Source organism: Allobosea sp. FG18 (genome assembly GCF_057809495.1).
Window position 1 is genome coordinate 98,532 of record NZ_JBMDKB010000023.1, and the last position, 14,012, is coordinate 112,543.

A 14,012-nucleotide genomic window follows, 5' to 3' on the forward strand; every position below is an offset into this window, starting at 1 on the left:
GTCAGGCCATGCGGTAGCCGCCATTGACGTCGATCGTCGCGCCGGTGATGTAGGAGGCCTGCTCGGACAACAGGAAGGACACGGCCCCGGCAATGTCCTCCGGCGTCCCGAGCCGGCCGAGCGGCACGGCCTGCGCCAGCGCATCCATCGAGCCCGGCGCGGCCGAGCGCGGCGTCGCCGCAGTGAGCATCGGCGCGTCGATCACGCCCGGTGCGACGCAGTTCACGGTGATGCCGAGCGAGGCGAGCTCGCGCGCCATCGCCTTGGTGAAGCCGAGGATCGCGGATTTCGACGAGATATAGCTGGCCGAGCCGCGATAGCCGCCAAGCTCCGCCGCGACCGAACTGGTCGTGGTGACGCGCCCGCCTTCGACCGGCAGCGCCCGGCGGCGGCGCGCATAGGCGCGGATACTCAGGAAGACGCCTCGGGTGTTGACGGCATGGGTCTTCTCCCAGTCGTCCAGCGTCATGTCGAAGATGGTCGGCCGCTCGCCATCGGCCGCCATCAGCAGCACGCCGGCATTGCAGACCAGCCCGGTGACGGGGCCATGGGCGGCCTCGACCGCATCGAACAGCGCCTCGACGGAAGCTTCGTCGGAGACATCGACCGCCCAGCCGCTATGGCCGAAACCGGGCAGGGCGGCCGCGACCGCTGCCGCCGGCTCTTTCGTGAGGTCGCAGACCGCAACGCGCCAGCCATCGGCCGCGAGCTTATAGGCGATGGCCGCGCCGATGCCGCGGCCGGCGCCGGTGACGAGGGCGAGCTTGCTCATGTCGGTCTCCGGGTCATTCGCTGTAGACGCCCTGCGCGAGCAGGGCCTTGGACGAGAAATCGCGGCCATGGCCACGCGTGAAGAAGCCGGCCGAGACGCCGCCATCGGCCATGATCAGCGCGCCGTTGACGTAGCTCGCGAGGTCCGAGAGCAGGAAGAGGCAGACCGAGGCGACCTCCGAGGGCTGGGCCAATCGCCCGAGCGGCGTGCGGTCCTCCATCACGCCGGCGACGAAGCTCTCGGGAATGCCGCGGCGGATCATCGGGGTGTCGGTCGCGCTCGGGCCGATGCAGTTCACGCGGACGCCATGCGAGCCCCATTCGACCGCGAGATCGCGCGTCAGCCCGACGACGCCGGCCTTCGAGGCGCAGTAATGCGCCCGGCCGGACTGGCCGCCGAGCGAGGAGACCGAGCCGATCGTGACGATGGCGCCGCGTCCGCGCGCGACCATGCGCCGGCCCGCCGCCTGGCAGGAATAGAAGGTGCCGGAGAGATTGACGCCGATCACCGCCTCCCAGCTCTCGGCGGAGAGTTCGGTCGCCGGAGCAGGGCGGGAGATGCCGGCCGCCGTGATCAGCCCGTCGAGCGGGCCGAGATCGCGTTCGATCGCCTCGACCGCGGTTTCGGTTGCGGTCGGGCTGCGCACGTCGAAACTGGCCACGGCGGCACGGGCGCCAAGCGCCGCGATCTCGCAGACGGTGTCCGTCGCGCCCTGCTCGTTCGCATCGGCGATCGCGACGGCGGCGCCTTCGCGCGCCAGCGCCAGCGCGCATTCCCGCCCGATTCCGGAGGCACCGCCGGTGATCAGGACGATCCGGCCGGCAAGCCCGAGATTCGCACCCATCGCCGCCTCCCGCTTGCCTGAGCCTCAGCCGAGCTTCTGGCCGCCGAAGGCGGGACGTTCCGCGATCTTGGCGAACCAGGCTGCAGCCTGCGGCCGGCCCTCGCGCCAGTTCAGGTCGGCGAAGCGCAGGTCGAGATAGGAGAGCGCGCAGTAGAAGGTGATCGTGCCGATATCGACGCGCTCGCCGAAGCCGGCGGCCTTGCCCTCGATCAGGTCGAGCGTGGCATGGACCTTGGCGAGCTGGCCGTCGATCCAGCGCTGCCAACGCTGTTCCTCGCTGCGCAGCAGGCCCTCGTAGCGCGCGGCCAGCGCCGCATCGAGCAGGCCGTCGCCATAGCTCTGCTCGGTCAGGGCGTTCCAGCGCGCCTTGGGCTCGCCCGGGAACAGCCGGCCACCGCCGAGCCCATCGAGATATTCGCAGATGACGCGGCTGTCGGCTATCGTCGTGCCATCCGCGAGCAGCAGGGTCGGCACCTGGCCGAGCGGGTTGGTCTTGATGATGTTCTGCTCGCGCGCCAGCGGCCCGCCGGATTTGTACTCCTGCGAGACGTCGAGCATCTCGATCCGGTCGAGGAGGCCAAGCTCGGCGGCAGCGATCCGGACCTTGAGCACGAAGGGCGACGTGGCTGACTGGTAGAGCTTCATCGGAATGCCTCTCTTAGCGCGGCAGGCGGTCGGACTCGGAAGCCAGCGCCCGCCCGGCGATGAAGCCGAAGGTGAGCGCGGGGCCGAGCGTGATGCCGGCGCCGGGATAGGCGCCAGCCATGATCGAGTTCATGTCGTTGCCGCTGGCATAGAGCCCGGCGACCGGTCCTCCGTCGCGGCCGAGCACGCGGGCCTGCGGATCGCAGGTCAGGCCGGTCGCGGTGCCGATATCGCCGGGCCAGACCTTCACGGCATAGAAGGGCGCGGTCTCGATCGGCCCGAGGCAGGCATTGGGCTTGTGGTTGGGGTCGCCGAGATAGCGATTGTACTCACTCGAGCCCTTGCCGAAGGCGGCATCCGTGCCGGAATGCGCCGCAGCGTTCATGTCGGCCACTGCCTCGGCCAGCGTCTCGGCCGGCACGCCGATGCGTCCGGCCAGCGCGACGACGCTCTCGCCTTCGAACAGATAGCCGGCTTCGACGAAGGCCTTCGGCGTCTTCAGGCCGGGATGAACAAGGCCGAGCCCATATTTGCGCAGGAAATCGCTGTCGCAAACGAGGAAGGCGGGCACGGCTCCGCTCGCATGCATCGCCTCGACGAAGCCATGATAGGAGGTCGCCTCGTTGACGAAGCGGCGGCCCTGGCCGTCGACCGCGATCAGGCCGGGCTTGGCGCGGTCGAGGATCAGGTGCGGGAACTGCACCTCGCTGCCATCAGGCTTTTTCAGCACGGAAACCGGCGTCCAGAAGGCCGCGCCGATATTGTCGTCGCGTAAGGTTCCGCCGGCCGCGAGGCCGAGATTGATCCCGTCGCCGGTATCGGTTTTCGGTGCCATCGAGCGATGCACATCCGCATGCGGCATGTGCTCGCCGCGCATCACGGCATTGGCCGGGAAGCCGCCGCTCGCCAGCACGACGCCGCGCCGTGCGCCGATGCGGCGCTCGCCTTGGGGGCCCTTGATGGTAAGGCCGATGACAGTGCCATCCTTCACGATCAGCGCGCCAGCCGGCGTCTGGGTGCGGATGTCGACGCCCGCCTGCCGCGCCGATTTCAGCAGGCGCCCGGCGAGCGCATTGCCCATCAGCAGCCGCGCCCCGCGCGGATGGCGCAGGCGGTCGAGCCCGTACTGGATCAGGAGCTTCGCGCTGTGCCTGAAATTCGCGAGATTGCGGAAGCGGCCGACCAGCGCGTCGATATCCCGACGGTTGACCATCATGCCGCCGAGCACGGTGAATTCCTTCAGCGGCGGGCGCAGCAGGGCGAAATCGGCGCCAAGCTCGTTGCCGTCATAGGGGGCCGGGTCGATCGTGCGGCCCCCCTTGGAGGCGCCGGGCTGCTCGGGCTGGTAGTCCGGCGAATAGGCCCGCGCCTCGAATTTCAGCGCCGTCTCGCGCTCGAAGAAGCTGACCATCTCCGGACCGTTGTCGAGGAAGGCTCGCATCAGGTCCGGCCGCAGGCGATTGCCGAGAACCGCTTCGAGATAGGTCATCGCCGCTTCGCGGGTGTCGGCATGGCCGGCTTTCGCCGCATGCGGGTTTTCCGGCACCCACATCGCGCCGCCCGAGACGGCGGTGCTGCCGCCGACATACTCGCTCTTCTCGATCAGTAGCACGTCGAGCCCGGCCTTGGCGGCGGTGATCGCCGCCGACATCCCCCCGGCGCCCGAGCCGACCACGACGACGTCGCGGATTTCGTCGAAGCTCTCGCTCATCGCCACGCCCTCAGCCGCCCATGCCGCCGCCGAGCGACTTGCCGCCGTCGACAAGCAGGACCTGGCCGTAGATGAAGTTGGTGCGCGGCGAGGCGAGGAAGGCGACGGCGTTGGCGATGTCCTCTGGCGCCGCGAGCGCCCCGGTCGGCTGCTGGGCGAGCAGGGCGGCGCGGGCTTCCTCAGACTGCTTCGCCACCATCTCGGTCGCGACTCCGCCCGGCGCCACCGCGTTGACGGCGATGCCGCGCGGCAAAAGCTCCATCGCCATCGCCCGCGTCAGGCCAACGACGGCGGCCTTGGACGCGACGTAATGGGCGTGGTTGCGGGCGCCCAGGAAGGTGCGGGAGGCGATGTTGACGATGCGCCCGCCCCTTTCCATCCGCCGTGCGACCGCCTGCGACAGCAGGAAGAGCGCGGTGACGTTGACATCCATCATCCGGCCGAAATCGCTCGCCCCGAGATCGAAGAACGGCTTGTTCTCGAAGATGCCGGCATTGTTGACCAGCGCCTGCGCCACCGGCAGCCGCTCTGCCAGCGCGGAGAGGCCGGCGTGATCAGCGAGATCAACCGGCTCGAAGAAGACGCTGTGACCCTGCGCCTCAAGCTCCTTAACCAGCGCGGTCGCGATTTCCGCCTCGCGGTCGAGGATGCCGACCGCAAAGCCGTCGGCGCAGAGCCGCTCGACGATGGCTCGGCCGATCCCGCGAGCGCCGCCCGTGACGAGGGCGATGGGTTTGTCTTGCTGCGCAGCCATCAGCCGAATTCCTGTTCGTGTCGCGTCCCGGCTCAGCCGCCGAGATAGGTGCGGCGGACGCTGTCGTCCTGCCGCAGTTTTGCGGATTCCCCTTCGAGGGCCATCTCGCCGTTTTCGAGGATGTAGGCATAGGTCGAGCAGCCCAACGCGATCGCCGCGTTCTGCTCGACCAGCAGGATGGTGAGCCCGTCCTTGTTCAGCCGCTCGATGATCGCGAAGATCTGCTGCACCAGCACCGGTGAGAGCCCGAGCGAGGGCTCGTCGAGCAGGAGGAGGCGCGGGCCCGCCATGAGGGCCCGGCCGATCAGCAGCATCTGCTGCTCGCCACCCGAGAGCGTGCCCGCCTTCTGCTGGAGCCGCTCCTTGAGCTTGGGGAAATATTCGAACACACGGTCGAGATCGCGCCTGATGCCGGCGGCGTCGCTGCGGCGATAGGCGCCCATGTCGAGGTTTTCGCGCACGCTCATGTCGCGGAAGACCTCGCGGCCCTCCGGCACCTGCAGCACACCGGCCGAGACGACCTTGTGCGAGGCCCAGGACTGGATCTCCTCGCCGGCGAAGCGGATGCGCCCCTTCGTCACCGGCACGAGCCGCGAGACGGTGTTCAGCGTCGTGCTCTTGCCGGCGCCGTTCGAGCCGAGCAGGGCGACGATCGCCCCCTCCGGCACCTTGAGCGAGACCTCGGAGAGCGCCTGGATGCGGCCATAGGCGGCGGAGATGCCGTCGATTTCGAGGAGGTCAGCCATGGTTCGCCTCCCCGGCGGTCGCCGCATCGCGGCCGAGATAGGCTTCGATGACGGCCGGATGGGCGCGCACTTCCGCGGCCGTCCCCTCGGCGATCTTGGTGCCGAAGCTCAGCACCGTGATCTTGTCCGAGATCGACATGACCAACTGCATGACATGCTCGACCAGGAGGATCGTGATGCCGTCGCGTTCGCGCAATTCGCAGAGCAGGCGGTCGAGCGCCGCGATCTCGCGGTTGCGCAGGCCGGCGGCCGGCTCGTCGAGCAGCAGGAGTTTTGGGCGGATGGCGAGCGCGCGGGCGATCTCGACCATCTTCTGGTGGCCGAAATCGAGATTGCGCGCCTTGGTCTGGGCGTAGGAGGTCAGGCCCGTACGCTCCAGCAAGTGCTCGACATGCTCGACGATGCCGCGCGGGCGGGCGCTGATCGCGTCCCGCCAGGAGCGGCCGGCATGGACATGGGCGCCGATCAGCACGTTCTCGAAGACGGTGAGCTCGCCGAAGAGTTCGAGGTTCTGGAAGCTGCGGGCGATGCCGAGGCCCGCCATCTCGCGGGCCGGCATGCGGGTGATGTCGCGCCCGTCATAGGTGATGCGCCCGGCGCTCGGCGTGTAGAAGCGCGAGATGCAGTTGAAGGTCGTCGACTTGCCCGCGCCGTTCGGGCCGATCAGCGCATGGATCGAGCCCTTGGCGACAGCCATGTCGAGCCCGCCGACCGCAGTGAGCCCGCCGAAGCGGATGGTCAGCCCCTCAACATTCAGGAACGGAGCGGCGCTCTCAGCGAGCATGGCGCGCCTCCCGGATACGGTCGCCGATGAAGGCGAAGAGGCCGCGCGGCGCATACATCATGAACAGGATCAGGATCGCGCCGTAGATGATCTCCTGGTACTGCGGCGCCTGGCGCAGCACTTCCGAGATCAGCCCGAACACGATCGCTCCGCCGATGGCGCCCGCGATCGAGCCGAGCCCGCCGACGACGACCATGGTGAGCACGAGGATCGTGGTCTGGAAGCCCAGGCTGTCCGGGTGGATGAAGGTCTGGAACAGGCCGAACATGCCGCCGGCAAAGCCTGCGATCGCAGCCGAGAGCCCGAAGGAGACGATGCGGGCGCGGCGGACATCGATGCCCATCGCCATCGCCGCAACTTCGGATTCCCGCACGGCTCGGAAGGAACGGCCGAGCCGCGAGCGCGAGATCGCCACGGTGAGCCCGATCATCACCAGGCAGAAGAACAGCACGAAGGGGTAGGCCTGCTTGTCGCTGAGGATCTCGATCGGGCCGAAGCGGGCGGGGCTGATGCGCAGGCCGTTCGGGCCGTTGGTGACGCTGTCCCAGTTGGCGAAGACCCATTGCATGGCCTCGCCGAAGGCGAAGGTGGCGAGCGCGAGATAGATGTCGCGCATCCGCAGCGCGAGCGCGCCGATGAACAGGCCGACCGCGCCGGCGACCAGCGCGCCGAACAGCATGGCGACGGGGTAGGGCAGGTCGACCGCCCGGTTGGCGAGCGCGCTGGCATAGATGCCGATGCCGTAGAAGGCGGCATGGGCCATCGAGAACTGGCCGGTCTCGCCGATGACGATGTGCAGGCCGAGGCAGAGCACCACGAAGACCAGCAGCAGGTTGGCGATGTAGACGACATAGCCCGAGGTGAAGACGGGTAGGGCGATGGCGACGATCACGGCCGCCACAAGCCCGATCAGGGCAGTGCCGGAGAGCGCGCGCCTTGTTGGCACTGGTGATGCGAGAGGAGGCGACGACACGGGCTTCAGACCTTCTTGATCGTCAGCTTCCCGCCGAACAGGCCCTGCGGACGCAGGACGAGCACGATCAGGATGGCGAGGAAGGGGGCGAGCACGATGGCGCGCGACGAGATGAACAGCCCGACCATGTTCTCGACGATGCCGATGACGAAGCCGCCGACCACGGCGCCGGGCAGGCTGGAGAAGCCGCCGACGATCGCCGCCGCGAAGGCGAGCATGACGATCGAGCCCATATCGGCGGTCATCAAGATCTTCGGCGAGATCAGCAACGCCGCTATGGCGGAGATCACACCCGACAGGCCCCAGATCAGCATGTGGCAGCGGCGCAGGTCGACGCCGACGAGTTGGGCGGCCTTGGGGTTCATGCCGACGGCCCGCATCGCCCGGCCAGTCTTGGTGTAGTTGAACATCCAGAAGAAGGCGGCCATCACGGTGACGGCGGTGCCGAAGATGGCGAGATCGAGCATCGTCACCGAAGCCTGGCCGATCATGATGGAATCGGTCGGCACCAGCGCCGGGAAGGAACGCGGCGTGTCGCCGAAACCGGTGCGGCGCACGAGGCCCTTCAACACATAGGACAGGCCGAGCGTCGCGATGACGAGATAGACGAGGTCCTTGGCCGATTTCGCCACCTGATCGAGCACGAAGCGGCGGAACAGCGCCATGGCGAGGAAGGCCACGACCAGCGTCGCCGGCAGCACGACCCAGATCGGCATCTTCTGGAAGACGAACAGGTAGAGCGCGACATAGCCCGCCGCCATGAAGACCTCGCCCTGGGCGAAGTTCGGCACGTCCGAGGTCTTGAAGATCACCACGATGGCGAGCGCCAGCAGGGCATAGACGCTGCCGGAGACGAGGCCCGAGGCGATGCCTTGCTGCAGGAAGATCAGCGCGAGTTGCAGGTCCATATCCGGCCCGATGCTCAGGTCAGGGAAGGGCGGCGGCGCCAAGGCCGCCGCCCGGTCTCATGAGGGAGGGCCGAACGGCCCGTCCGTGGCGATCACTTCGCCTGATAAGTCCAGCGGCTGGTGAAGACGCCCGGCAGCGGGGCCATGGTCGTGCCGTCATACTTGATGAAGATCGTCGAGCGGTTGGCGGCGCGCTGCTCCGGGCCGAACTGCATGCGGCCGGCCATCACGCCCGAGTCGAAATCCTGCGTCTTCATCGCAGCGAGCACCTTCTCGCGGGTCGGGTTCGGACCGGCATCCTGCAGCGCCTTGACCAGCGACATCGCCGGGGGAATGCCATAGGGCATGTAGGTCTGCGGATGGTCGGGCTTGGCCGCGAGTTCCGGATAGGCCGCCTTGTACATGTCGTAGATCGGCTTCAGCTTGGCGCCGCCGGGTGAGTCGATCATCACTTCCTGCGTGTAGAAGTTCTTGAGCGCGTCCTTGCCGACGTTCTCGGCGAGCTGGTTGAGGCTGGCCGTGCCGGTGACCGAGAGGATGATCGGCTTGTTGAAGCCCATCTCCGCCGCCTTCTTGATCAGCAGCGCCGCGGGGCGGGCATAGGTGACCAGCAGGATCGCATCGGGGTTGGCGGCGCGGACCTTCAGGAAGGGCGCGGTCACATCGTTGATGCCGGGATTGATCGACTCGACCGAAAGCTTCACGCCGTTGACCTCAGCGTCCTTCTTCGAGCCTTCGAGGTTCCAGGCGCCATAGGCGTCGTCATGGTTGATATAGGCGACGTTCTTCGCGCCGAACTGCTTGGCCGCGAACTCGACCATCGCGCCGCCGACGGCGTATTGCGAGATCGAATACGCACCGAAGATGTAGTCGGTCGGCGGGAAGAGCGCGCCGTCGCCCGAGGCATTCAGCATCAGGTAAGGCACTTTGTTGCGGACGACATAGTCCTTGGCGGCGACGACGGCGGCCGAGCACGAGCCGCCATTGAGCATGAACACATTTTCCTGCTCGACCAGCTTCTTCACCGCTGCGACCAAATCGTTGGCATTGCAGCGATCGTCCTCGACGACATACTCGATCTTGCGGCCGTGGATGCCGCCTTCCTTGTTGATCTTGTCGTAGTACATCTTCGCCGCGTTCACGACGTCGAAGCCATAGGCCATGTTCGGACCGGATAGCGGGCCGAAGATACCGATCTTGATCGCCTTGTCGGTGATACCCGGTTCCTGGGCGCCGGCGGCGGCCCCGATCAGCAGGCTGGCGGCCAGCGTCAGGCCGGCTGCGGTCTTGTTCACGCTCATGGTCTCTCTCCCTGGTCGTCGGTTTGTTGTGTCGTTGAGGTCGTCGGCGCGTGGTGGCCCGATCCTGCAGGGATCATAGCGGGCCCGCGGCGGGCATCTGTCACAGCGGCGTGGGACATCGCGGCGGCTAACCTTCCGAGCCGTGCAGGGGCGCCAGCGAGGGCGCGTCATGGGCAGGGTAGGAGAGCTCGCGGAAGATGTGGAAGGTGCGCATGATGTGCTTGCGCATCGCCTGCTCGGCCCGGTCGCCGTCGCGCGCCAGCAAGGCCTGCAGGATGGTCTCGTGATCCTCGTTGCTGAGCCGGAACTCGGCCGGCGAGGTCATCCGGGCGACCGAGCCGTTGAAGTAGAACCGGCCTGAACGCAGGATCGCGTCGCGCAGCTTCTCGTTGCGAGCGGCGTTGACGATGATTCCGTGGAACTCGCGGTTGGTCTCGACGCGGGTCCTGTCGTCGGCCGGATCGCTGGCGATGCGGCGGGCATGGACGGCCGCGACCGCCGCGATCTCGTCATCGGTCGCCCGTTCGGCGGCAAGCCGCGCGGCATAGCCCTCCAGCGCCGCACGGACTTCCGAGTTGTCGCTCGCCTCGACCGCGGTGATCTCGCGCACGGCCCAGCCGCGGCGGCGCGGCACGATCAACTGCTCGACGGCCAACCGTTGCACGGCCTCGCGCACCGGTGTGCGGCTGACGGCGAGCGCGGCCGCGATATCGGCCTCGATCAGCGGCTCGTTCGGGCGCATTTCCCCGGAGAGGATGGCGTTGCGCAAGGTCTCATAGACATCGCCGGAGCGCCGCCGGCCGAGCGCGCCCTTCTCGGCGTCTCCCGGCGGCTGGTCCGAAGCGGCGAGTGTGAAGCGCTTCTGCATGCGATCCCCGAAGGCAGCGACAACCCGATGATGCCGAAGCCATAGCGCGTCCGCTGTCACCAGAGCAGGGGACAACGGCGGCGGTTTCAGCCGCGCGCCGGCAGCACCTCGGCCCGGCATTCACCGAAGCCGATCGAGGCGAAGCCCTCGCGCCGGGCGCTGGCGCGCATCAGGATCGCGTCGCCATCGACGAGATAGGTCCGGCTTTCGCCATTGGACAGCGCGATCGGCTCGCGGCCGCCGCGCGTGATCTCCATCAGGCTGCCAAAGGAGCCGGGGTCGCGGCCGGAGATCGTGCCGGAGCCGAAGAGATCGCCCGGTTCGAGGTTGCAGCCGTTCGAACTGTGATGCGCGACGAACTGGGCCGGCGTCCAGTAGAGGTCGCGCGTACTGCCGAGCGAGAGCCGGTGCGGCGCCAGGCCGTTCGCGCGCATGGAAGCAGTCTCGATGAAGACCTCCAGCGTGATGTCGAGCGCATGGGGCGCCTCGGCATCGGCCGGGCTCAGGTAGGGCAGGGCCGCCGGATCGCTTTCCGGACGCGGCGCCTGGGCCTTCCGGAAGGGCGCCAGCGCCTCCGGCGTCACGATCCAGGGCGAGATCGTCGTCGCGAACCCCTTGGACAGGAAGGGGCCGAGCGGCTGGTATTCCCAGGCCTGGATATCCCGCGCCGACCAGTCGTTGAGCAGGCAGAACCCTGCGATCCGGTCATCGGCCTCGTCGATCGGTATGGCTGAGCCCTGCGCATTGCCGGGGCCGATCCAGATGCCCAGTTCCAGCTCGTAGTCGAGATTGCGGCAGGGGCCGAAGCCGGGCTCTGCCTCGTCCGGCCGCTTGCGCTGGCCGTTGGGGCGCGGGAAGGGCTCGCCGGATGGCCGGACCGACGAAGTGCGGCCGTTATAGCCGATCGGGATATGCTTGTAGTTCGGCAGCAGCGGATTGTCCGGCCGCAGCAGCGAGCCGATATTCAGGGCGTGCTGGATGCCGGCATAGAAATCCGTGTAGTCGCCGATCCGGGCCGGCAGGCTGAGCGTGCAATTCCGCGCCGGATGCAGCATGGATTTGAGCGCAGCCTGCGCGGACGAGCCTTCCGCCAGCAGGGCCGAGAGGCGCTCCCGCAGTTGCTTGCGCGCAGCCGCTCCCAGCCCGAGAAAGCCGTTCAGGCTCGGCGCAGCTGCCGCCGCGACGATCTCCGCGATGTCGGCGCAAAGACCGGATGCGGCGAGCGCAGCCAGGTCGAGAATTTCGTCACCGATCGCCACACCGCCGCGTGCCGGATCGCCATTGAGCGAGAACACGCCGAAGGGCAGGTTCTGGATCGGGAATTCTGCATGCTCCCGCGCCGACGCGACCCAGCTCCGCAAGGCCGGATCGTGGCTGGCGTCGAGCGCGGCGGCGGAGGAGGTGGGGCGGGGCGAGTTTTTGGCCCGCGCTTCGAAAGTGCTGCCCTGCATAGGCTCATCCGTTCCATTCTGACTCGGCCAGTTCGGTGGCGAGCCTAAGCGGAAGCGGTGCCCCGCCTCTGTCCCCAGCGCTTGGGACGTGGGGCGCGCTCAGTCGACGGGGAAGCGTTCTTCCATCAGCGCCAGCGCCCGGAGCAAGGGCTCGGCATGGGGGCCGAGCGCGGCGAGGATGCCGGCCTCGAAAGCCAGAGCCCGCGGCACGATCTCGCCATAGGCCTGCAAGCCCGGTGCCGTCAGCGACAGGCTCTCCTCGCGCCGGTCCTGCTCGCTTTCGCGGCGGGTCAGCCAGCGTCGCTCCTCCAGCGCCCGCACGGCCCGGCTGACCTTGGTCTTGTGCATCGAGGAATGCTTGCCGATGGCCTTCGCCGTCATCGTGCCGAACTGGGCGAGGGTGGCCAGCACCCGCCATTCCGGCACGGTGAGGTCGTGATGCGGCCCGTAGACCGCGCGGAACTGCTGCGAGACCGCCGAACTCAGGCGGTTCAGGCGATAGGGCAGGAAGTGTTCGAGCGCGAGTTTCGACATGCCTTGTTAGTTACAAAATCGACAGTTACCAAAGCAACCATCTCGAACGAAGTCCGGACAGGGCGTGCCGCCGGCCCAGGGCCGTCGCGAGGAGAGGGCGCCATCATGAACGTTCAGAACCCCGCCCATGCGGGTGCCGCCAAGGCCGAGAGCGCCATCGCGACCGGCTACATGTCCGGCTTCGGCAACGGCTTCGAGACCGAGGCGCTGCCGGGCGCCCTGCCGCTCGGGCGCAATTCGCCGCAGAAATGCGCCTATGGCCTCTATGCCGAGCAGCTCTCCGGCTCGCCCTTCACGGCGCCGCGCACCACCAATGAGCGCTCCTGGCTCTATCGCATCCGGCCGACGGTGGCGCACTGGAACGAGTTCCGGAAGGTCGATGCCGGGTTCTGGCGCACAGCGCCGGCCCGCGAGGTCGACATGCCGATCGCGCCGCTGCGCTGGAGCCCGATCCCGATCCCGTCGGAGCCGATCTCCTTCGTCGAGGGCATCCATAGCATGACGACAGCCGGCGACGCCGGCAGCCAGGGCGGCATGGGCGCGCATGTCTACCTGATCACGCGCTCGATGGTGGACGCGTATTTCTACAATGCCGATGGCGAGATGCTGTTCGTGCCGCAGCAGGGGGCCTTACGGCTCTGGACCGAGTTCGGCATCATCGACATCGAGCCCGGCGAGATCGCCGTGATCCCGCGCGGCGTGAAGATCCGCGTCGAACTCCGGGGCGGGCCGGCGCGCGGCTATATCTGCGAGAACTATGGCGGCGCCTTCACCTTGCCGGAACGGGGGCCAATCGGCGCCAACTGCCTGGCCAATCCGCGCGACTTCCTGACGCCGGTCGCAGCCTTCGAGGATCGTGATGCACCTTCGAAGATGTATGTGAAATGGGGCGGCAATCTCTGGGCCGCCGATATCGAACATTCGCCGCTCGACGTCGTCGCCTGGCATGGCAACTACGCCCCGTACAAATATGATCTCAGGCGCTTTTCGCCGGTCGGTCCGATCCTCTACGACCATGCCGACCCGTCGATCTTCACGGTGCTGACCTCGCCCTCGGAGACGCCCGGCACCGCCAATATCGACTTCGTCATCTTCTCGGATCGCTGGCTGGTGGCCGAGAATACCTTCCGGCCGCCCTGGTACCATATGAACGTGATGAGCGAGTTCATGGGGCTGGTCTACGGCGTCTATGACGCCAAGACCGGCGGCGGCTTCGTGCCCGGCGGCATCTCGCTGCACAACACCATGCTGCCGCATGGGCCGGACATGGATGCGTTCGAGAAGGCGAGCAATGTCGAATTGAAGCCGCACAAGCTCGAGGGCACGCTGGCCTTCATGTTCGAGACGCGTTTTCCCCAACAGGTCACGGCCTTCGCCGCCGGTTCGGATGCGCTCCAGCGCGACTATGGCGGCTACGGCCACAAGCTGACCAAGCACTTCGATCCGAACAGGCCATGAGACGTCGCCGACGCCTGCGGCAATGGGCGTCATCCCGGACAAGCTGCGCAGCAGCGCCGATCCGGCATCCATCATAGAACTCTGCACTCTACGATGGATCCCGGGGCAAGCCCGGGATGACGGCGCAGTTTCGGGAAAGCCCGGCCAGATTTCCGGCGCCGGTCCTTGAAGCAGGAGAGGGCACAAATCCGCCCAAGCGCGATTCGTGAAATAGGAACTTTCGCAATTTGGTGCGTGAGTGAGTGATCGTCTCAGGTGAGGCT

At 67.5% G+C, this 14,012-nt stretch carries 14 protein-coding genes; 1 reads left to right on the forward strand and 13 read right to left on the reverse strand.

Annotated elements, in window-relative coordinates; all coding sequences use genetic code 11:
- Position 1 precedes the first annotated feature (1 nt).
- The 13 genes from ACODTJ_RS23360 to ACODTJ_RS23420 all read right to left on the reverse strand — a co-directional run bounded on the left by ACODTJ_RS23360 (position 2) and on the right by ACODTJ_RS23420 (position 12,291).
- On the reverse strand, positions 2-772 hold the full coding sequence (locus tag ACODTJ_RS23360) for an SDR family NAD(P)-dependent oxidoreductase (RefSeq protein ID WP_454656963.1): 771 nt from the start codon (positions 770-772) through the stop codon (positions 2-4).
- A 13-nt stretch (positions 773-785) separates the two neighbouring features.
- Positions 786-1,616 carry an SDR family NAD(P)-dependent oxidoreductase gene (locus ACODTJ_RS23365; protein ID WP_454656962.1) on the reverse strand — a complete coding sequence of 277 codons (831 nt, stop codon included), beginning with the start codon at positions 1,614-1,616 and terminating at the stop codon, positions 786-788.
- 24 nt (positions 1,617-1,640) lie between these two features.
- Complete coding sequence (locus ACODTJ_RS23370) at positions 1,641-2,261, reverse strand: glutathione S-transferase family protein (protein ID WP_454656961.1); 621 nt, start codon at positions 2,259-2,261, stop codon at positions 1,641-1,643.
- A gap of 13 nt (positions 2,262-2,274) precedes the next feature.
- Positions 2,275-3,972, reverse strand: coding sequence for an FAD-dependent oxidoreductase (locus ACODTJ_RS23375; protein WP_488850227.1), 1,698 nt, complete (start codon positions 3,970-3,972; stop codon positions 2,275-2,277).
- Between the two features lie 10 nt (positions 3,973-3,982).
- A complete protein-coding gene (locus ACODTJ_RS23380; RefSeq protein ID WP_454656959.1) occupies positions 3,983-4,726 on the reverse strand; it encodes an SDR family NAD(P)-dependent oxidoreductase in 744 nt (247 codons plus the stop codon).
- Positions 4,727-4,758: 32 nt separating this feature from the next.
- Positions 4,759-5,472 (reverse strand): ABC transporter ATP-binding protein, encoded by a 714-nt coding sequence (locus ACODTJ_RS23385; RefSeq protein ID WP_454656958.1) that lies wholly within the window; start codon positions 5,470-5,472, stop codon positions 4,759-4,761.
- The gene (locus ACODTJ_RS23390; RefSeq protein ID WP_488850230.1) at positions 5,465-6,256 is read right to left on the reverse strand and encodes an ABC transporter ATP-binding protein; all 792 of its coding nucleotides are present in this window, start codon (positions 6,254-6,256) and stop codon (positions 5,465-5,467) included. Before ACODTJ_RS23390 ends, ACODTJ_RS23385 begins: the two co-directional genes overlap by 8 nt.
- Complete coding sequence (locus ACODTJ_RS23395) at positions 6,246-7,229, reverse strand: branched-chain amino acid ABC transporter permease (protein ID WP_488850232.1); 984 nt, start codon at positions 7,227-7,229, stop codon at positions 6,246-6,248. The genes ACODTJ_RS23390 and ACODTJ_RS23395 overlap by 11 nt, the downstream gene beginning before the upstream one ends.
- Before the next feature lie 5 nt (positions 7,230-7,234).
- Entirely contained in the window at positions 7,235-8,137 is a 903-nt protein-coding gene (locus ACODTJ_RS23400) for a branched-chain amino acid ABC transporter permease (protein ID WP_257732842.1), read from the reverse strand.
- Positions 8,138-8,229: 92 nt separating this feature from the next.
- Positions 8,230-9,438 (reverse strand): ABC transporter substrate-binding protein, encoded by a 1,209-nt coding sequence (locus ACODTJ_RS23405; protein WP_454656955.1) that lies wholly within the window; start codon positions 9,436-9,438, stop codon positions 8,230-8,232.
- A gap of 127 nt (positions 9,439-9,565) precedes the next feature.
- Positions 9,566-10,306 carry a GntR family transcriptional regulator gene (locus ACODTJ_RS23410; RefSeq protein WP_454656954.1) on the reverse strand — a complete coding sequence of 247 codons (741 nt, stop codon included), beginning with the start codon at positions 10,304-10,306 and terminating at the stop codon, positions 9,566-9,568.
- Positions 10,307-10,392: 86 nt separating this feature from the next.
- Positions 10,393-11,757, reverse strand: a complete 1,365-nt coding sequence (gene fahA, locus ACODTJ_RS23415) for a fumarylacetoacetase (protein WP_454656953.1) — start codon at positions 11,755-11,757, stop codon at positions 10,393-10,395.
- A 99-nt stretch (positions 11,758-11,856) separates the two neighbouring features.
- Complete coding sequence (locus ACODTJ_RS23420; protein ID WP_336813398.1) at positions 11,857-12,291, reverse strand: MarR family winged helix-turn-helix transcriptional regulator; 435 nt, start codon at positions 12,289-12,291, stop codon at positions 11,857-11,859.
- Between the two features lie 105 nt (positions 12,292-12,396).
- Here ACODTJ_RS23420 and hmgA point away from each other — a divergent pair, with 105 nt between their 5' ends.
- Positions 12,397-13,749 carry a homogentisate 1,2-dioxygenase gene (hmgA, locus tag ACODTJ_RS23425; RefSeq protein ID WP_454656952.1) on the forward strand — a complete coding sequence of 451 codons (1,353 nt, stop codon included), beginning with the start codon at positions 12,397-12,399 and terminating at the stop codon, positions 13,747-13,749.
- The last annotated feature ends 263 nt before the right edge of the window (positions 13,750-14,012 follow it).